The organism is Actinokineospora alba, assembly GCF_004362515.1.
Lineage (GTDB): Bacteria > Actinomycetota > Actinomycetes > Mycobacteriales > Pseudonocardiaceae > Actinokineospora > Actinokineospora alba.
Map to the genome: position 1 here is coordinate 3,203,536 of NZ_SNXU01000001.1, position 16,602 is coordinate 3,220,137.

General features: G+C 69.7%; 17 protein-coding genes. 13 read left to right on the forward strand and 4 right to left on the reverse strand.

Annotated features, from left to right (window positions below):
* The first annotated feature begins 564 nt into the window (after window positions 1-564).
* Window positions 565-849 carry a hypothetical protein gene (locus C8E96_RS33295; RefSeq protein ID WP_091574975.1) on the forward strand — a complete coding sequence of 95 codons (285 nt, stop codon included), beginning with the start codon at window positions 565-567 and terminating at the stop codon, window positions 847-849.
* A gap of 387 nt (window positions 850-1,236) precedes the next feature.
* Window positions 1,237-1,845, forward strand: coding sequence for a TetR family transcriptional regulator (locus C8E96_RS14810; RefSeq protein ID WP_166658002.1), 609 nt, complete (start codon window positions 1,237-1,239; stop codon window positions 1,843-1,845).
* A gap of 26 nt (window positions 1,846-1,871) precedes the next feature.
* Here the strand turns inward: C8E96_RS14810 and C8E96_RS14815 are convergent, their stop codons facing one another.
* On the reverse strand, window positions 1,872-2,750 hold the full coding sequence (locus C8E96_RS14815; RefSeq protein WP_228769829.1) for an alpha/beta hydrolase family protein: 879 nt from the start codon (window positions 2,748-2,750) through the stop codon (window positions 1,872-1,874).
* A gap of 335 nt (window positions 2,751-3,085) precedes the next feature.
* Between C8E96_RS14815 and C8E96_RS14820 the strand changes: the two genes are divergently transcribed.
* The 7 genes from C8E96_RS14820 to C8E96_RS14850 are packed head-to-tail and all read left to right on the forward strand — an operon-like array spanning window position 3,086 to window position 10,163.
* On the forward strand, window positions 3,086-3,967 hold the full coding sequence (locus C8E96_RS14820) for an alpha/beta fold hydrolase (protein WP_091374239.1): 882 nt from the start codon (window positions 3,086-3,088) through the stop codon (window positions 3,965-3,967).
* Window positions 3,961-4,719, forward strand: coding sequence for an ABC transporter ATP-binding protein (locus C8E96_RS14825; RefSeq protein ID WP_091373646.1), 759 nt, complete (start codon window positions 3,961-3,963; stop codon window positions 4,717-4,719). The genes C8E96_RS14820 and C8E96_RS14825 overlap by 7 nt, the downstream gene beginning before the upstream one ends.
* On the forward strand, window positions 4,716-5,438 hold the full coding sequence (locus tag C8E96_RS14830) for an ABC transporter ATP-binding protein (protein ID WP_091373650.1): 723 nt from the start codon (window positions 4,716-4,718) through the stop codon (window positions 5,436-5,438). Before C8E96_RS14825 ends, C8E96_RS14830 begins: the two co-directional genes overlap by 4 nt.
* A 2-nt stretch (window positions 5,439-5,440) precedes the next feature.
* Window positions 5,441-6,322: a branched-chain amino acid ABC transporter permease gene (locus C8E96_RS14835; RefSeq protein ID WP_091373653.1), complete on the forward strand. Its 882-nt coding sequence runs from the start codon at window positions 5,441-5,443 to the stop codon at window positions 6,320-6,322.
* Complete coding sequence (locus tag C8E96_RS14840; RefSeq protein ID WP_091373656.1) at window positions 6,319-7,359, forward strand: branched-chain amino acid ABC transporter permease; 1,041 nt, start codon at window positions 6,319-6,321, stop codon at window positions 7,357-7,359. The genes C8E96_RS14835 and C8E96_RS14840 overlap by 4 nt, the downstream gene beginning before the upstream one ends.
* 6 nt (window positions 7,360-7,365) lie before the next feature.
* On the forward strand, window positions 7,366-8,628 hold the full coding sequence (locus C8E96_RS14845) for an ABC transporter substrate-binding protein (RefSeq protein WP_091373658.1): 1,263 nt from the start codon (window positions 7,366-7,368) through the stop codon (window positions 8,626-8,628).
* Window positions 8,625-10,163, forward strand: coding sequence for a carboxylesterase/lipase family protein (locus tag C8E96_RS14850; protein ID WP_091373661.1), 1,539 nt, complete (start codon window positions 8,625-8,627; stop codon window positions 10,161-10,163). Before C8E96_RS14845 ends, C8E96_RS14850 begins: the two co-directional genes overlap by 4 nt.
* 72 nt (window positions 10,164-10,235) lie before the next feature.
* Here the strand turns inward: C8E96_RS14850 and C8E96_RS14855 are convergent, their stop codons facing one another.
* Window positions 10,236-10,685, reverse strand: a complete 450-nt coding sequence (locus C8E96_RS14855; RefSeq protein WP_228769830.1) for a response regulator transcription factor — start codon at window positions 10,683-10,685, stop codon at window positions 10,236-10,238.
* A 313-nt stretch (window positions 10,686-10,998) separates the two neighbouring features.
* Window positions 10,999-12,165, reverse strand: a complete 1,167-nt coding sequence (locus C8E96_RS14860; protein ID WP_091373667.1) for a helix-turn-helix domain-containing protein — start codon at window positions 12,163-12,165, stop codon at window positions 10,999-11,001.
* A gap of 320 nt (window positions 12,166-12,485) precedes the next feature.
* On the opposite strand from C8E96_RS14860, the gene C8E96_RS14865 reads away from it, so the two are divergent.
* From C8E96_RS14865 to C8E96_RS14880, 4 genes are read left to right on the forward strand one after another with little or no spacing between them, the layout of a single operon-like run.
* Window positions 12,486-14,750 carry a sensor histidine kinase gene (locus C8E96_RS14865; RefSeq protein WP_133794476.1) on the forward strand — a complete coding sequence of 755 codons (2,265 nt, stop codon included), beginning with the start codon at window positions 12,486-12,488 and terminating at the stop codon, window positions 14,748-14,750.
* The gene (locus C8E96_RS14870; RefSeq protein ID WP_091373674.1) at window positions 14,750-15,184 is read left to right on the forward strand and encodes a roadblock/LC7 domain-containing protein; all 435 of its coding nucleotides are present in this window, start codon (window positions 14,750-14,752) and stop codon (window positions 15,182-15,184) included. Before C8E96_RS14865 ends, C8E96_RS14870 begins: the two co-directional genes overlap by 1 nt.
* Complete coding sequence (locus tag C8E96_RS14875) at window positions 15,181-15,561, forward strand: DUF742 domain-containing protein (protein ID WP_228769831.1); 381 nt, start codon at window positions 15,181-15,183, stop codon at window positions 15,559-15,561. The genes C8E96_RS14870 and C8E96_RS14875 overlap by 4 nt, the downstream gene beginning before the upstream one ends.
* A complete protein-coding gene (locus tag C8E96_RS14880) occupies window positions 15,542-16,132 on the forward strand; it encodes a GTP-binding protein (RefSeq protein ID WP_091373680.1) in 591 nt (196 codons plus the stop codon). The genes C8E96_RS14875 and C8E96_RS14880 overlap by 20 nt, the downstream gene beginning before the upstream one ends.
* A 53-nt stretch (window positions 16,133-16,185) precedes the next feature.
* On the opposite strand, the gene C8E96_RS14885 is transcribed toward C8E96_RS14880, so the two are convergent.
* Window positions 16,186-16,545: a winged helix-turn-helix transcriptional regulator gene (locus C8E96_RS14885; RefSeq protein WP_166658003.1), complete on the reverse strand. Its 360-nt coding sequence runs from the start codon at window positions 16,543-16,545 to the stop codon at window positions 16,186-16,188.
* Window positions 16,546-16,602 lie beyond the last annotated feature (57 nt).

A 16,602-nucleotide genomic window follows, 5' to 3' on the forward strand; every position in this document is an offset into this window, starting at 1 on the left:
CACCAGGTGGCGTCCCCCATGGGATCACTTGATCCACTGACAGTGGTTGTCTGCCGGCGCTGACGCGGGACGGACGTCTCGTCCGCGGCTGGGAATTCCCCACTATGGGGGAGGTGTGGCCACCGTCCGCGTCGGCACGGTCGGGAGAGTGGCTAGGGTCTGCGGCATCGCGACCGGCGAACCGCCGCGAGAAGCGGAAATCCACTGGACACGACGGCGCCACGCCGTCACGCGGGGGGCGGTCGCGGGACAGATGTCACGCTGTCCGGCCGACTTCTCGGCGGACAGCGCCGGCGCGCCTCCTTCCGACAGACCAGGTTCGACCCGTAGGGGAACAGCACCATGATCACTACCGCCGTGCCGTATCGACCGCAAGCGACCTCGGCTTGTGCTGTCGGGTTCGGGAACTGGTCGCCCGCACTGCCCGGTGCGGGCCGGGATCCGCTGGATGACGCCTTTCCGCCGGAGAACTCGCCCGCGGGGGTCTCCTCTTCGCGGGTGAGTTCGTGGCTGGTCCGCGTCACCGAGATGGTTCTCGATCGTTCCCGTGGCGGAGGTGATCACGTGGCGACCCTGGCCACTCTGGGCGGTTTCGTGGTTCTGGCGTGCTCGCTGGCCGGTGGCAGCGTCTTCGAGACCCCTGTGGCCGCGATGGCGTCAAGTCGTTCGACGAGGCGGCGCAAGCGGTACATGAGCCGGGTCGAACCGGTCGATCCCGGCAGGCTGCACCGGTCGTGCCCGCGGGACGGGTGCGAGTCGATCGTCTTCGGGGACTCCGAACACGCGCTCCAGGTCGCGCTGGACAGGCATGCGTTGTCCTGTCACATCGCGAGTTGGCCGGGCCGTTGACCCGGTTACGCGGGTTGCGCCGTGGGTTTCCGCGCGGACCCGTGGTTGTCATCCGGCCAGGCGGGATGGCCGGCCACCGGGTCCGGGTAACTCACCCATCCCCTTGGCAGGCGGTGCTTTCCCTCCGCTGACGAGACCTGGACGCTGGTCGTGCGGGACGTGAGGTGTCAGGTGGTCGCCGTCTCGGAAAGGCTGCGTTTCCCTTGGGGCAGCGTGGATATCCCCCGTGGAGGGGATCCTGGCAGCGGTGACCCCTCCGGTCCTTTGTTGGACACAGCGGGTGATTCGTCCACAAGGTGTACACGATCGAGGGATCAACCCCGGATGTGGTTCGGATCACCAGCAGGGTTGCCGATTCTCAACAGTGGCAAGGAAAGCAGCGCCCCCATGGCGCGGCCAAGACGGTGGGCGGTGATCGTGCGGGTGTCGGTCGAGTCGCAGACGATGCAAGATCGGATTCTTGACGCCGCCGAGCAGATCGCCAACGCCGTGGGCATTCGCAAACTGCGCGTGGACCAGGTGGCGACCGACGCCGGGGTCAGCAGACAGAGCGTGTACAACGCCTTCGGCGACAAGGCAGGTTTGGCGCAGGCCTTGTGTGTCAGGTCGTTCGCCCGAGTGCTCGACGGCTGCGAACCCGTGGTCGTCGCGTGCGGCTCCGATCCCACCGACGCCTTGGCTGAAGCGGTGCGGCACGTGTTGCTCGACGCGATGCGACGCCCCCTGCTGCGGTTGGCATTGCGAGGGGATGAGGAGCGTTCCGTGGTTCCCCTGTTGGCTGTCCAAGCCGGACCGCTGGTGGTGTACGTCCGCGAGCGCATTCACGGACTGGTGGCGGCTCTCTGGCCGCGTCTCGGCGGCGACCGCGTCGAGTTGGTCGCCGAACTGGTGACCCGGTTGATGCTGATCAATCTGATCTGCCCGACCGAGAGCCCGGATGACGCAGTTCGGACCATGGCGGGCATCGTGCGGACGGTCATGGCGGCGCCGGACTGACACATCGCCGGGGTTTCTGGTCCGCGTCAGGCGTGTGGGCAGGAAGCCCGGTACTCGGTCAGGTAGGCGCCCGTGGGCGGTGGGCAGAGGAACTGGTCGTAGCGGGTGTCGCCGTCGATGAAGCGTTTCAGCCAGGCGACGGTGAATTTTCCGATGATCGGGTGGTCCTCGAAGAGGAATGACCCGGAGTGGTTCGCGCCTTCCAGTTCGGCGTAGGCGCGTTCGCGGGCGTAGGTCATGCTGCTGTAGAACCTCTCGGAGTGCTCCTCGACGGGAGCGACTCCGTCGGCGCTGCCACCGATGATCATGGTCGGAGTCTTGATGCCCGACCAGTTCTTGATTGTGTGATACGGCGCGAGCGGGACCGCGGCCTTGAGAGCGGGCCGGTTCCAGACGGCGTAGAGGGAGCCACCGCCGCCCATCGAGTGCCCGACGACGCCCATGCGGCTGGTGTCCAGTCGTTGCCGGATGGCGAGGGGGGCGTTGTTGGCCAGGTAGTCCAGTGCCGCCAGTAGTTGCTGCCCGCGCTCGGTGGGGTTGTCGTAGAGGCTGTTCGTGGTGATCGTGATGGTGACGAAGCCGTGTGCGGCCAGCCGCGTGCCCAGCCAGGCGATGTGCGGCTCGGTGGAGGTGTATCCCGGGGAGATGGCCACACCGCCGAAGGTTCCCTGGCTGGTGTCGTTCGGGTAGTAGATCGTGCCCTTGCCGAACTTGGCGGAGGCCGCGTCGCTGACGGCGAAGGTGGAGTGGGAGAAGGGACCGTTCGCGGCGAGGACGCTCTGCTCGCTGGGGGCGGGTCCGCGGCGGTGCTCGATGGCTGCCCCCGCTGGGGAGGCGACTGTCGCGGCGGCGCCGAACAGCAGAAGGGCCGCGGGGATGGCGGCCAGTTTTCGGATGAGGCTCATTCTCATGGGCTGGGGAACCTCCAGGGGATGGAGACTTTCGCCTTTGCGGACCACCGCAAACGGAACGCCGCAATGGCATCGACACGCGGGTGTGATGGCGCATCACCGTAGAGAACATGTCGCCCGGCGCGTTGTCCCCTGATGACAACGTTCCGGTCGACCGTTATCCCCAGCGTTCTAGTTCGGCGCCCGTGCTCTGCCTACGGTTTGCGGTCTGGAACGAGCCGGAAATGTGGGGACAACGTGTATGGCACAGCGCTTTGTGGCGGTCATCGGCCAGGGAACGGCGTCGACCCGTCACCTCGTCGGTGTCGAACCGCTGGGGGATGGCTGACATGTTCACCTTCACCGGTGCCGACGGACTGCGGCTGCACGTCCATGAGTGGCACCCCACCGGCGAGTCCCGCGGCATCGTCCACCTCGCGCACGGCATGGGGGAGCACGCGGGCCTCTACGACGACCTCGCCGTGGGGCTGAGCAGGCGCGGCTTCGTCGTCTACGCGGGCGACCTGCGCGGACATGGTCTGTCCATAAAGGACCAACCAGGCAGGCTCGGCGTGGATGGCTGGAACCTGCTTGTCGGAGAGCTGATCGCGCTGACCGAGCTGCAGCGCGCCCGCCATCCCGGCAAGCCCCTGGTCCTGGTGGGCCACAGCATGGGCTCCTACGCCGTGCAGCAGGTCATGCTGGACCACGCCGACCTGCTCGACGGCGCGGTGCTGGCCGGGACGACGGCCCTGGACGGCCTGATCGACCGGCTCGCCGGCCTGCCCGAGCGGATCACCTTCTACAACACGCGTTTCCAGCCGGTCCGCACGCCTTTCGACTGGCTCAGCCGGGATGAGGCGTTCGTCGACGCGTTCATGGCCGACCCGTTGTGCGCGTTTCCCCTCGACGACGACGGCATGCGCGACATGTACGCCGCGGCGCCCCGACTGGCCGACCCCGCGACCGTGACCTCGCGGCTTCCCCTCTACGTGATGGTCGGCGACCGCGATCCGCTCAATGACGGCCTGGTGCTCTCCGACCTGCTCGTCCAGCGGTACCGGGCGGCGGGCTTGGCCGACATCACGTACCGGACGTATCCGGGCGCCCGGCACCACCTGTTCCACGAGACCGACAGCGACGAGATCACAGCCGACCTGGTCGCCTGGATCACGCGCGTGACCGAGTCAAGGAGACCGACCATGAGGTCACGTCAGGAGGCGGCATGCTAGAGGTATCCGGCCTCACCGTGCGGTTCGGCGGCATCACCGCGCTCGACCACGTCGGGTTCACCGTGGACGCGGGCCAGTTGGTCGGGCTCATCGGCCCGAACGGCGCGGGCAAGACCACGCTGTTCAACTGCCTGACCCGGCGGTACCAGGCCGACGAGGGCTCCATTCGGTGCGGCGACACCGATCTGCTGTCGGTCGCGCCGCACGCCATCGTGGAACTGGGCATCGCCCGCACGTTCCAGAACCTCGGCCTGTTCCCACAGCTGTCCGTCCGCGACAACGTGCTCGTCGGCGCGCACAGCCACGCCCGTGCCGGTTTCCTGTCGGCCGCGCTTCGCCTGCCGTCCGTGCGCCGCGAGGAAGCGCGGCTCGGGACGGAGGCCGACGATCTGCTGGACCGCCTCGGGCTCACCGCGGTCGCCGAGCACCCGGCGACCGGCCTGCCATTCGGGACGCTCAAGCGCATCGAGTTGGCCCGGGCACTGGCCGCACGGCCCAAGTTGCTGCTGTTGGACGAGCCGTGCAACGGGCTCAGCCACGGCGAGGTGGACGAGTTCGAGGCGCTGCTGCGCGAGATCCGGGCCGAACGGGACCTGACGGTCATCGTGGTGGAGCACCACATGGGCTTCGTCATGGGGATCTGCGACCGGGTCATCTGTCTGGAATTCGGCCGCAAGATCGCCGACGGGACGCCCGCCGAGGTGCAGAACGACCAGGCTGTCCGCGACGCCTACCTGGGGACGGCGGCATGACGACCCTACTCACCGTTGAAGACCTGCACGCGGACTATGGCGTGGGCAAAGTGCTGCACGGCATCGGGTTCAGTGTCGCGGAGGGCGAGATCTGCGCGATCCTCGGGCCGAATGGCGCGGGCAAGACCACCCTGCTGCGCGCGTTGTGCGGGACGATCCGCACCGGCGGCACGCTCCGCCTGGGTGACGTCGCGCTGCCGCGCCGCAACCCGGAATCCGTTGCCCGGCTTGGTGTCGCGCACGTTCCCGAGGGTCGCGGCACGTTCGCGCCGCTGACCGTCGAGGAGAACCTGCGGCTGGGCGCCTACACCCGCCGCGAGCGTGCCGGTGTGCCGCGTGACATCGAACGGGTCTACGAGTACTTCCCGGTACTGAAGCAGCGACGCGGTCAGGCCGCGGGCAGCCTCAGCGGCGGCGAGCAGCAGATGCTCGCCATCGGCCGGGCGCTCATGTCCCGGCCCCGGCTCCTCCTGCTCGACGAGCCGTCCCTCGGCCTGGCTCCGATGATCACCCGCGAGCTGTTCGAGATCGTCCGGACCGTCAACGAGGAGGAACGGATGACCGTGATCCTGGTCGAACAGAACGCCCATCTCACCTTGGAGTTCGCCCACCGGGCGCACGTCATCGAGACCGGCCGCATCGTGCTGTCCGGCACGGCGGAGGAGATCCGCTCCGACGAGCAAGTGGTCGCGGCCTACCTCGGAATCGAGGTGGTGTGACCATGGCCGACTTCGTGCAGCAGCTGGTCGAAGGGCTCGGCGCGGGCGCGATCTACGCCAGCCTGGCACTGGCGCTCGTGCTGATCTACCAGTTCACCGGCATCGTGAACTTCGCCCAGGGCGAGCTGGCCATGTTCTCCACGTTCATCGCCTGGTCGCTGGTGAACGCGGGCCTGCCGTTCTGGGCGGCGCTCGGGCTCACCCTGGCGATCTCGTTCGCGGGCGGGATGCTCATCGAGCGGGTCGTGATCAGGCCGGTCGAGGGCGCGCCGGAGCTGACGCTGGTGATCGTCACCCTTGGGTTGCTCATCCTGGTGAACGCGGCGGCGGGCTGGATCTGGTCGTTCCTCATCAAGGACTTCCCGAGCCCCTTCTCCGGCGGCGTGTTCAAGGCGGGCGGGGTCACCCTCAGCTACTCGACGCTGGGCGTGCTCGGTGTGGTGGCGGTCGTCATGGGCCTGCTCTACGTCCTCTTCCGATACACGAAGATCGGGCTGGGAATGCGCGCGGTGGCGAGCAACCCGGCATCGGCCCGGCTGCTCGGGATCCGGGTGAGCCGGATGCTCGCGCTCGGCTGGGGCCTGGCCGCGCTGGTCGGCGCGGTGTCCGGGGTGCTGGTCGCGCCGCTGCTCTTCCTCGAGCCCAACATGATGGGCGGTGTCCTGATCTACGCCTTCGCCGCCGCGACCCTGGGCGGGTTCGACAGCCCGGCCGGGGCGGTGGTCGGCGGGCTGGTCGTCGGCGTGGCCGAGACCCTCGCCGGGGCCTACCTCGGGGTCGTCGGCTCCGACCTGAAGATCGGAGTTCCCTTGGCCGTGATCATCGGCGTGCTCCTGGTGCGCCCGCAGGGACTCTTCGGCCGGGCGGCGGTGGAACGGGTATGACCGAGCGAATCCTCGACGTGGTCCCGCCGCGAGCCGAACCGGCGAGCCCACCGGCGACCCCCGCACCACCGGTCCGGTATCCCCGTGTCCGTCTCCGGTGGGCAATCACCGCCCTGCTCGTCGTGGTGGCCTGCGTCGCCCCGTTCCAGCTCGCGCCGTTCCGCGTGTTCCAGCTGACGATGGTGCTGGTCTACGCGCTGGCACTGCTCGGGCTGAATCTGCTGGTCGGGCACGCCGGGCAGATCTCGTTGGGGCACGGCGCCTTCTTCGCGATCGGCGCGTACACCTCGGCGGTCATGCTCGAACACTGGGACGCCCCGTACCTGCTGACCCTGCCCGCCGCCATGCTGGTGACGTTCGGCGTCGGGTTCGGACTCGGTGTCCCGGCGCTGCGACTTCGCGGCCTGTACCTTGCCCTGGTCACCATGACGATCGCGATCTTCCTGGTGCCGCTGCTCAAGCGGTTCGAGTCGGTCACGGGCGGCTCGATGGGCCTGACCCTGTCCCGGCCGCGACCGCCCGCGTGGACCGGGCTGGCCGAGGACCAGTGGCTGTACTTTCTCGCCCTGGCCGTCACGGCGGCCTGCGGCGTCGCGGTGTGGTGCCTGCTCCGGTCGCGGGTCGGTCGGGCGCTGCATGCCTTGCGGGACAACGAGACCGCCGCCGAGGTCATGGGTGTGCGGCTCTCCCGGTACAAGACGCTCGCCTTCGCGTGGAGCGCGATGCTCGCGGGCGCCGCGGGCGCGGTGAACACCTGGGTGATCGCCTTCGTCTCACCCGACTCGTTCACCGCCACTCTGTCGATCATGCTGCTCGCCGGGATCGTCGTCGGTGGACTCGGCTCCACCTTCGGGCCGCTGCTCGGCGGCGCGTTCGTCCTGTTCGTCCCGACCCTCGCGCAGGGGGTCAACCAGGCGGCCCCCGGTGTCGTCTTCGGCGTGCTGCTCATCCTGATCATGTACGTCGCCCCCACCGGTCTCGCGGGCCTGGCGGGCCGCGCCGGTCGCTTTGCCATCCAACTCCGACGGAAGAAGTGATGTCCCATGCGCAACAACACGATTCGACTGGTCGGGATCACCGCGGCCGCCCTGCTCGCGGCCACCGCGTGCGGCGGGCGCGAGGACTCGGCGGGCACCACGGCCCAGGGTGACTGCGGCGGCCAGCAGACGACCGGCATCACCGATACCAGCATCAAGCTGGGGGGCATCTACCCGCTGTCGGGACCGGCGTCGGCCTACGGCGAGATCCCCAAGGCCGTCAAGGCGTACTTCGACTACGTCAACGCCGAGAAGGGCGGCATCAACGGCCGCAAGATCGAGTACGTCGTCCGGGACGACGGCTACCAGCCGCCGAAATCGGTGGAGGAGGCCCGCAGACTGACCGAGCAGGAGAACGTCTTCGCCCTGTTCCAGACCCTCGGCACGGCCACGTCGTCGGCGGTGATGGAGTACGCGAACCAGCGCAAGATCCCGCAGGTGTTCGTCGCCAGCGGCGCGACCAAATGGGGAGCCGACCCGGCGAAGTACCCGTGGACGATCGGCTGGCAGCCCAGCTACCAGGCGGAAGGGCGGGTCTACGGCCAATACCTCATCAAGGAGAAGCCCAGCGCGAAGGTCGCGGTCCTCTACCAGAACGACGACTTCGGCAAGGATCTGCGCGACGGCTTCGCCAAGGGCATCGAAGGCAGCGGTGTCAAGATCGTCGCCGAGCAGAGCTATGAGGTGACCGACCCGAGCGTCGACCCGCAGCTGCGCAACCTCGCGGGATCCGGCGCCGATGTCCTGCTGAACATCACCACCCCGAAGTTCGCCTCGCAGGCGCTCGCCGCCGACGCCAAGAACACCGAGTGGAACCCGCTGCACATCGTCAACAACGTGTCGTCCTCGATGACCGTGCTCAAGCCCGTCGGCTTCGACAAGGTGCAGAACATCGTCTCCTCTGCGTTCCTCAAGGACCCGTCGGACCCGCAGTGGGCCGCCGACCCGGAGATGAAGCTCTATGAGGAGAAGCTGAAGAAGTACGCCCCCGGCCTCGACACCAAGACCGCCTTCTACAGCCTCGGCTGGGCCTCGGCCAGCGGGATCGAGCAGGCCATCGCCAGGATGAAGTGCCCGACCCGTGAGGGGCTCATGGAGGCGGCCCGCAGCCTCACCGACGTCCGCTCGGAACTGCTGCTGCCGGGCATCACGATGAGCACCACCCCACAGGACGGCTACCCGATCGAGACCCTGCAACTCGTGCGGTTCCAGGGCGAGCGCTGGACGTTGTTCGGTGAGGCGATCGACACCCGGAAGGAATCCCGATGAGGCGCGCACGTCTGAACGCGGTGCTCGCGGCCGCCGTGGTGGCCGTGGGTCTGGCCGGTGTCCAACCCGCCGTCGCGGCGGGGCCCGCGGGTCCGGTCGTCGCCACCGAGGCGGGTCCGCTGCGCGGCGCCGCGGCGGCGACGACCGACCAGTACCTCGGCGTCCCCTTCGCCGCGCCACCGGTCGGGGAGCTGCGCTGGCAGCCGCCGCGGCCGGTGGCCCGGTGGACCGGCGTGCGCGAGGCGACCCAGCTCTCGGCTCGCTGCGTCCAGAAGACGACAGCGGTCACCTCGGAGGACTGCCTGTACCTCAACGTCCACACCCCGAAGGGCGCCGCGCGCGGCGGGCGTTTCCCGGTGATGGTCTGGTTCCACGGCGGCTCCCTGGTGTCCGGGATGGGCGGCAGCTACGACCCGACCGCGATGGTCGAACGCGGGACGGTCGTCGTCACCGTCAACTACCGCCTCGGCGCCCTGGGCTTCCTGGCCCACCCCGCGCTGGCCGCCGCGGACGGCTCGGCGGGCAACTACGGCCTGATGGACCAGCAGGCCGCGCTGCGCTGGGTCCAGCGCAACATCGGCCAGTTCGGCGGCCGGGCCGACGAGGTCACCATCTTCGGCGAGTCGGCCGGTGGGCTCAGCGTCCTGGCGCACCTGGCCGCGCCCGGCTCGGCGGGGCTGTTCGCCGGGGCGATCAGCCAGAGCGGCGCGTTCAACCTGAAGCTCCAGTCGCTGGCCGACGCCAAGACCGAGGGCAGTGCGCTCGGTGCCGCCGCGGGCTGCCCCGACCAGACCGCCCAGTGCCTGCGGTCGCTGCCCGCCTCGGCCCTGGTGGCGAAGCAGAAGACGATCGTGTTCCTGCAGACCGACGGCGCCGTCCTGCCCAGGTCGTTGGATGAGGCGTTCCGCAGTGGGAGGTTCAACCAGGTCCCGGTGGTCAACGGAACCACGCACGACGAGTCGACCTGGTTCGTGGCGGCCTGGTATGAGCTCGTGGGACGGCAGGTGACCGCGGAGAACTTCGTGGCGGGTATCCAGGTGATGACGGGCGTCTCGGCGGAGACCGCGGGCCAGGCGGCGCAGCGGTATCCGCTTGCCGACTACCCGAGTCCCGCGGCCGCGTTGTCGGCGGTGGCGACGGACGCGAGCTTCGCCTGTCCCGCCCTCAAACTGGACGGGTGGCTGTCGCCGCACGTGCCGACGTATGCCTACGAGTTCGACGATCGAAACGCGCCTCAGATATTCCTGCCCAAGGTGTCCTTCGCTTACGGGGCCTACCATGCGTCGGAGCTGCAGTACCTTTTCAAGCTCACCAACGCGGTGTTCCCCACGGCGTTGTCGGCCGAGCAAGAGGCGCTGGCGATGATGATGCGTCGGCACTGGACGGACTTCGCGAAATCCGGTAGGCCCGCAGCCGAGTGGCCCACGTTCTCCGCGGCGGACCAACGCATGATCACCTACGTTCCCTCCGCGACGAGTGTCCGCGGCGGGTTCTCCGCCGACCACCGGTGCGACTTCTGGAACGGGCTGGGATAGATGGTCAGGTGTCCGTTCGGGTGGTCGCCGGATCAAGGCGACCACCCGAACAGGGAATCGCGTTCTGCGGGGTCACCGGCGTTCGGTGAACCAGGCGGCGATGTGGGCACGATTGTGCAGCCGCAGCTTGTTCAGGATGTTCTGGACATGGGTGTCGGCTGTTCGCTCGGAGATCACCAGTTTCTCCGCGATGTGCCGATTGGACAGACCCTCGGCCACCAGTGCCGCGATCTCCCATTGCCGTCTGGTCAACAGTTCCGGCTTCGCGTCGGTGTCCGGCGAGGTCTCGCTGAGGGCGAAGGCCGCGGCCTGCTTCGTCATGGCGCGGCCCGCGGCATAGGCGCGGGCGAATTCCTTCTCACCAGCGCGGCCACGGTACTGGCCTTGTGCGCTCGATGCGGACCGGAGACGGCGATCTCCGGGGCGAGCCGATCGCCTGCCAGACCGTGGGTACGCGGTGCCGGTGCCCTCGCCGATGCTCACCACACCGCGCATCGATTCGGTGGCGAGGGTGTCGGCCACCTCCACATCGCCGCGCGACCTCCAGGTAGGCCAAGCCGAACTGGGCCATGGCGCGGTATCGGGACTCGCCGTGGGACTCACAGAGCTCGAGCATGCGGCGCAGGGCTGCCCGGCCCGCGCCGCCACGGTCTCGGCGAGCCGGGTCTTGCCCACGTCGCCGGGGCCGGTGAGGGTCACCAGGCGGCCAGGACGCAGCGCCGCGCGAACCTCGACCACCTCACGTCGACGTCCGACGTAGCTGGTGGTGGCGCGCGGCATGTCCATAGCGCCATAAACCAGTCGAACAGCCTGCGGCCACCAAGTGACAAGCTGATCACGCGGGTTTCGCCTGCGGCCGTCCGGTCAGGCGGGAGTGGAGCAGCAGGTGCAGGTCGAGTTGGTCGCGTGGTTCGTAAAGGGCGTCGCCGAACAGGGCTTCGAGCTTGCGGAGGCGGTAGCGCACGGTCTGGGGGTGCACGTGCAGCCGCGCCGCGGCCACGCTCGCCCGGAAGTGGCACTCCAGCAGCGCGAGCAGGGTCGCCTCGAGCTCGTGCCGCAGGGGCGCGCGCACGGAGTCCAGCGGGGCGAGCCGGTCGGCGGCCATGAGGTCCACCAGGTCCGCGCCCCACGACGTCATCAGGTGCGGGAGGTGGTCGGTGGCCCGGACCGGCCGGTCGGCGCCTATCCGGCCGCTGCGGAGCAGGTCCATGGCGTGACCCGCCCACCGGAGCGACCGCGCGGCCTCGGCCAGGCCGACCGTCGGGCCGATGGCCGCCGACCACCCGCGCAGGCTCCGTCCCAGCTGGTGGCGGCGACCCGGGCCGTCGGGGTCGGGCATGATCAGGCACGGCTCGTCGAGGTGCAGACCGAGCAGCGTGTCGGGCGGGAGCGTGGGCCCCGCCGTGCCCGGGCCGTGCGACCGCAGGGCCACCGCCGCGACGCTGCGCGGCATCGCCCAGCCCGCGTCGCGCGCCGCCTCCTTGATCTCGGACTGCCCGGGCAACGGGCGCAGCAGCAACTCGAGCAGCTTGCGCCGATGCCGCTCGGAGTCGACACCCGTGCGGGCCCCGGCGCTGTCGTGGCCCGCGCTGACGGCCTCGGCGACCCGTTCGGTGTAGGCGAACGCCACCTGGACCATCCGGCCGACCGCGCTGATCGCGGTGTACACGCCCAGCCGCTCGGCATGCTCGGTCATCCGCGCGATCGCCACGCCCGCGCCGAGTCGCACCGCGGCCTGCAGGGCTTGCGGCCCGCGGCCGGTCATCGCCTCCTCGACGCCCGCCGCCCTGGCCTGCCCCAGGACCTCGTCGGAGACGATCGCGGGATCGGCGGGCAGGTCGAAGAAGTGCCCGACCAGGCTCTCGACGAGCGAGTCGAGGTAGCGCGCCGAGCTGAGCGCCGGGAACTCCCGGCGGATCCTGATGGTGACCTCGGCCGCCACGTCCGGCACCTCGGAACGGAGCGCGCTGCCGAACACGGCGTCCTCGTGAATGACCGTCACAACGCCTCCTCACGGCAGTAGGTGTGCGGCAAGACTGATTCGCCACGCCGCTCCGCGCCATCCGCTGAACTACGTATGCGTCGCCTACTGCCGGGTTCCGCGGGGCCGACGTGGACCGGTCCGTCCTGTGTGGTCTGAGCCCGGCTACGCATGCGTCTACGTCATTCCCCGGATGTGGTCCGCGTCATACCGACCTACGGTCGCGCTGGCGGTCGAGGAGCGGTTTCTTGGCACCACACACCTCAATGGCGGTGAGAAATTGTCACCAAGGGGAGTGAGACCGCCGTCAGCCGTCAGTCGATGAAGGTGCGGTGCTGCACATGGCGAGTCGGAACGAACCCCGGACACGGTCCATCAGGGCGCGGGTCCTTCGGATCGCGTTGATCCCGTGTCTGGCCGTCCTGCTGCTCGGCGCGGCGCTGTCGGGCTACCTGATCCAGCAGGGCGGTGAGTCCCTCGATTTCGCCGAGACGCGCCGGACCGGCCTGCCCGTCGTCGGCAAGTACGTGGCCTCCCTGCAGGAGGAGCGCCGGCTCACCATGGCCGTGCTCGCGGGCGGATCGGATGCCGAACGCGCGCAGCTCGCGGAGCGGCGCGCCGCGGTCGACACCGAACTGGTGCAGGTCATCGAGTACGGGCGCGGTCTGGCCGACCGGCACGCCCCTGGCCTGCACGCCATGGTCGCCGAGGGCGAACGGATCCAGGCGGAACTCCCCGGGCTGCGGGGCGATCTCGACTCGGGCAAGGCGAGCGCGCTGACCGGACTCGACTTCTACAACCAGGCGCTCGATGTGATCGGCATCGGCGCGAAGCGGCTGGCCGCCTCCGCCGACGACGCCTCGGTCGCCTTCGAGCATGTGGTGACCTCGGACATGTTCTTCGTCATCGAGTCGGTGGCACGGGCGCATTCGCTCGCCGTCTACACGCGCGGCACAGGTGATCCCGAGGCCCGCACCCGGCTCGCCGCGGCGGTCGCCCAGTACCGGCAGCCGCCGATGACGGTCATCGCCAACCTGGCCGAAGGCGAACGCGACCAAGCCGTCCGGCTGTTCAAGTCGCCGGACTGGTCGACCTTGATCGCGGGAGACCAGGCGGTCCTGGCCGCGGCGCCGTTCGACGTCGCGGGGTGGCAGCGGGCGGCAGGCGTCGTCCTCAAAGGCCTGACCGCGATCTACCTCACCCATACGGTGCACACGACCGACCTCGCCGAGGAGAACGGCCGGACCGCGCTCTGGATGTCGCTGATCGGCGGCGTCGGCATCGCACTGGTCGCCGTGCTCGCCGCGGCGTTCACCTTCCGCGCCGCCACGAGCCTGATCCGCAGGCTCAAGGACCTGCGGCGGCGCACCCTCGACCTGGCCGACCACGAACTGCCCGAGCTCATCGCCAAGATCGGCGCGGGGGAGCGGATCGACCCGCACGCGGGCATCTCCCGGCTCGACTTCGGCAGCGACGAACTCGGCGAGGTGGCCAAGGCGTTCGAGAAGGCGCAGCACGTCGCCCTCGCCGCGGCGGTCGCCGAGTCCGAGACCAGGCAGGGTGTCCGCGCGGTGTTCCTCAGCATCGCCCACCGCAGCCAGGCGATCGTGCACCGGCAGCTCGAGGAACTCGACCGGATCGAGCGCTCCGAGGACAACCCTGATCTGCTCGACCGGCTGTTCCGGCTCGACCACCTCGCCACCAGGACCCGGCGCAACGCCGAGAACCTGATCATCCTCGGCGGCGAGCAGGTCGGCAGGCAGTGGCGCAAGCCGGTCAGCCTGCGCGACGTGGTGCGCGGCGCGATCTCCGAGACCAAGCACTACACGCGGGTCACGACGCCCGTGCTGCCCGACGTGCTGCTCGACGGCTCGGTCGTGGCCGACGTCGGGCACCTGATCGCCGAACTGGTGGACAACGGCACCGCCTTCTCGCCACCGGACTCCCGGGTCGAGGTCCGCGGGACCGTGGTCGGCAAGGGCGTCGTCGTCGAGGTCGAGGACCAGGGCCTCGGCATCACGGACGAGCAGTTGCGGCAGCTCAACGAGACCTTGGCCAACCCCCCGGACTTCAGCTTCATGGCGCTGGCGGGCGACCTGCCGATCGGGCTGTTCGTGGTGGCCAGGCTCGCCGCCAAGCACGGGGTCCGGGTCACCCTGCGCGAGTCGGCCTATGGCGGGGTCCAGGCGATAGTCCTGCTGCCGACCTCGCTGCTCGCCCGACCGGACTCCGCGGGACCGCCTGCCGATCTTGGCGTCCCGGAGCAGCCCGGTCCGACAACCGTTGTCCGCCAACCGGAACCACTACCCGCGCCACCCGCGTCGCCACCTCCGCCGCCCGCGGCACCCGCTCGGCCCGCGCCACCCGCGGCCCGCACCGCTGAGGTGGCCAGTCGCCCGCCGCTGCCGACGCGGGTCCGGCAGAGCAGCCTGGCGCCGCAGCTGACCGAAGCCCCGGACCATGCCGCCGCGCGCGATGACCTGTGGCCAGAAGCGGACGTCCGGCGTTCCAGCTCGGCGCTCGGCGCATTCCAGCGGGGATCGGCACTAGCCAGATCAGAAGCGGCCGCGGCGAGCGCGGGCCCCGAGATGAAAGCAGGTAGGTGATGACCGAGAGCACGCCACCGTCGCGACTTGGCTGGTTGATGGACGAGCTGGTCGACCGGGTCGCGGGAGCGCGGCACGCGATCCTGTTGTCCGCCGACGGGCTGCTGATGGCCAACTCGGCCGACCTGGCCCGGGCCGACGCCGAACACCTGGCGGCGGTGGGCTCGGCGTACCGGAGCCTGTCGCACGGCACGGGCAGACATTTCGGCCTCGGCGCGGTCCGGCAGACCGTGGTGGAACTCGACCGCGCCTATCTGCTGGTGACCGAGGCCGGGGAGCGCGCGTGCCTCGCGCTGATCACCCACGAGGACGCCGATCTCGGGCTTGTCGGGTACGAGATGAACCGCGTCGTGCACCAGGCCCGACCGCACCTGGCCAGTCAGCCGCGGTCGGTGAACGGCGCGGCGGCCGACGCCGTGCCGTGGGCGTCATGAGAATGGCCGTCAACGGGCGCAGGCAGTGGTTCGACGACGCGGCGGGCCCGGTCGTGCGGCCGTATGCCATCACCGGCGGTCGCACCCGGGTCGAGGGCATCGAGCTCGACGTCGCCACCTTGGTCGTGTCGGTGCAGCCGGAGGTGCACGCGCGCCACGTCGACGCCGAGTCCGCGCGACTGCTGCGGGTGTGCGAGTACCCCCAGTCGGTGGCCGAGGCCGCGGCTGGGCTTCGGCTTCCGCTGCGGGTGGTGAAGGTGCTGCTCGCCGACCTGATCCAGCGGCAGTACGTGATGTACCGCGCGGGCTGGAACGCCACCGCGGCGCCCGATGTCCTGACGATGCAGAAGGTGCTCGATGGTCTCCGCGCGCTCTGACGCCCCGCCCCCGCCGACGCTGGGCACCTCGATCAAGATCTTGGTGTCCGGCGGGTTCGGCGTGGGCAAGACGACCCTGATCGGCTCGGTGAGCGAGATCCCCCCGCTGCGCACGGAGGAGACGATTTCCGAGGCGAGCAAAGGGATCGACGACCTCACCGGGCTCACCGGCAAGACCACCACGACGGTCGCGTTGGACTTCGGCCGCATCACCATCAGCGAAGAGCTGGTGCTGTACCTGTTCGGCACTCCCGGCCAGGACCGCTTCTGGTTCCTGTGGGACGAACTGGCCTACGGCGCGCTCGGCGCCGTGGTCCTCGCCGACACCCGAAGGCTGCAGAGTTGCTTCGCCGCCGTCGACTTCTTCGAACGCCGGGGGATCCCGTTCGTCATCGGCGTGAACTGCTTCGACGGCGTGCAGCCCTACACCGTCGACGAGGTGCGCACCGCGCTCGACCTGACCTCCGCCGTCCCGATCCACCTCTGCGACGCCCGTCGCCGGGAGTCCGCGAAGGACACTCTCGTCGCCCTTGCCGCGCACGCGATGAGCGTCGCCCAACTGGTGCGGTGACGGCTTAGTCGGCCGGGTCGCAAACCAGGGACGCCCGGTTCTTGGCACCCAGGTCACCCGGCGAGTTCGACCTCCGCGATGGTGGTGGTGCAGCCCATCACCGCGTCTGGGGTGGTTCCACCGTGGGTGCGCTGAAGGTGCGCCTCACCCCATACCCGCACCTCTTCGACGGCGGGAAGGACAGTGGTCCCGTACGGCGTGAGCCGGTAGATGACGCGGGCCGGGACCGGGCCGGTCACCACGCGTTCGACTAGGCCGTCGGCTTCGAGTTCGCGCAGTTGTTCGGCCAGCACCTTGGGGGTGATCGGTGCGCCGCGGCGGCGCAGGCCTGCGAAGTGGGACTCGCCATGGGCGAGCCAGTACAGCAGGGTCAGCTTCCACTTTCCGCCGATCGCGGCGAAGGCCGCGGCCATCGGGCAACCGGGCAGGGGGTTGGGGCGCGAGGGGTTACCTGAAGGTGCGTTCTTGCT

What these genes read in the sequence shown, in the direction of transcription:
- C8E96_RS14835 (WP_091373653.1), top strand. Translation starts at nt 5,441, where the DNA reads ATGGCCGACTTCGTGCAGCAGCTGGTCGAAGGGCTCGGCGCGGGCGCG.
- C8E96_RS14840 (WP_091373656.1), top strand. Translation starts at nt 6,319, where the DNA reads ATGACCGAGCGAATCCTCGACGTGGTCCCGCCGCGAGCCGAACCGGCG.
- C8E96_RS14875 (WP_228769831.1), top strand. Translation starts at nt 15,181, where the DNA reads ATGAGAATGGCCGTCAACGGGCGCAGGCAGTGGTTCGACGACGCGGCG.
- C8E96_RS14820 (WP_091374239.1), top strand. Translation starts at nt 3,086, where the DNA reads ATGTTCACCTTCACCGGTGCCGACGGACTGCGGCTGCACGTCCATGAG.
- C8E96_RS14885 (WP_166658003.1), bottom strand. Translation starts at nt 16,545, where the DNA reads ATGGCCGCGGCCTTCGCCGCGATCGGCGGAAAGTGGAAGCTGACCCTG.
- C8E96_RS14830 (WP_091373650.1), top strand. Translation starts at nt 4,716, where the DNA reads ATGACGACCCTACTCACCGTTGAAGACCTGCACGCGGACTATGGCGTG.
- C8E96_RS14810 (WP_166658002.1), top strand. Translation starts at nt 1,237, where the DNA reads ATGGCGCGGCCAAGACGGTGGGCGGTGATCGTGCGGGTGTCGGTCGAG.
- C8E96_RS14870 (WP_091373674.1), top strand. Translation starts at nt 14,750, where the DNA reads ATGACCGAGAGCACGCCACCGTCGCGACTTGGCTGGTTGATGGACGAG.
- C8E96_RS14865 (WP_133794476.1), top strand. Translation starts at nt 12,486, where the DNA reads ATGGCGAGTCGGAACGAACCCCGGACACGGTCCATCAGGGCGCGGGTC.
- C8E96_RS14825 (WP_091373646.1), top strand. Translation starts at nt 3,961, where the DNA reads ATGCTAGAGGTATCCGGCCTCACCGTGCGGTTCGGCGGCATCACCGCG.
- C8E96_RS14845 (WP_091373658.1), top strand. Translation starts at nt 7,366, where the DNA reads ATGCGCAACAACACGATTCGACTGGTCGGGATCACCGCGGCCGCCCTG.
- C8E96_RS14815 (WP_228769829.1), bottom strand. Translation starts at nt 2,750, where the DNA reads ATGAGCCTCATCCGAAAACTGGCCGCCATCCCCGCGGCCCTTCTGCTG.
- C8E96_RS14880 (WP_091373680.1), top strand. Translation starts at nt 15,542, where the DNA reads ATGGTCTCCGCGCGCTCTGACGCCCCGCCCCCGCCGACGCTGGGCACC.
- C8E96_RS14850 (WP_091373661.1), top strand. Translation starts at nt 8,625, where the DNA reads ATGAGGCGCGCACGTCTGAACGCGGTGCTCGCGGCCGCCGTGGTGGCC.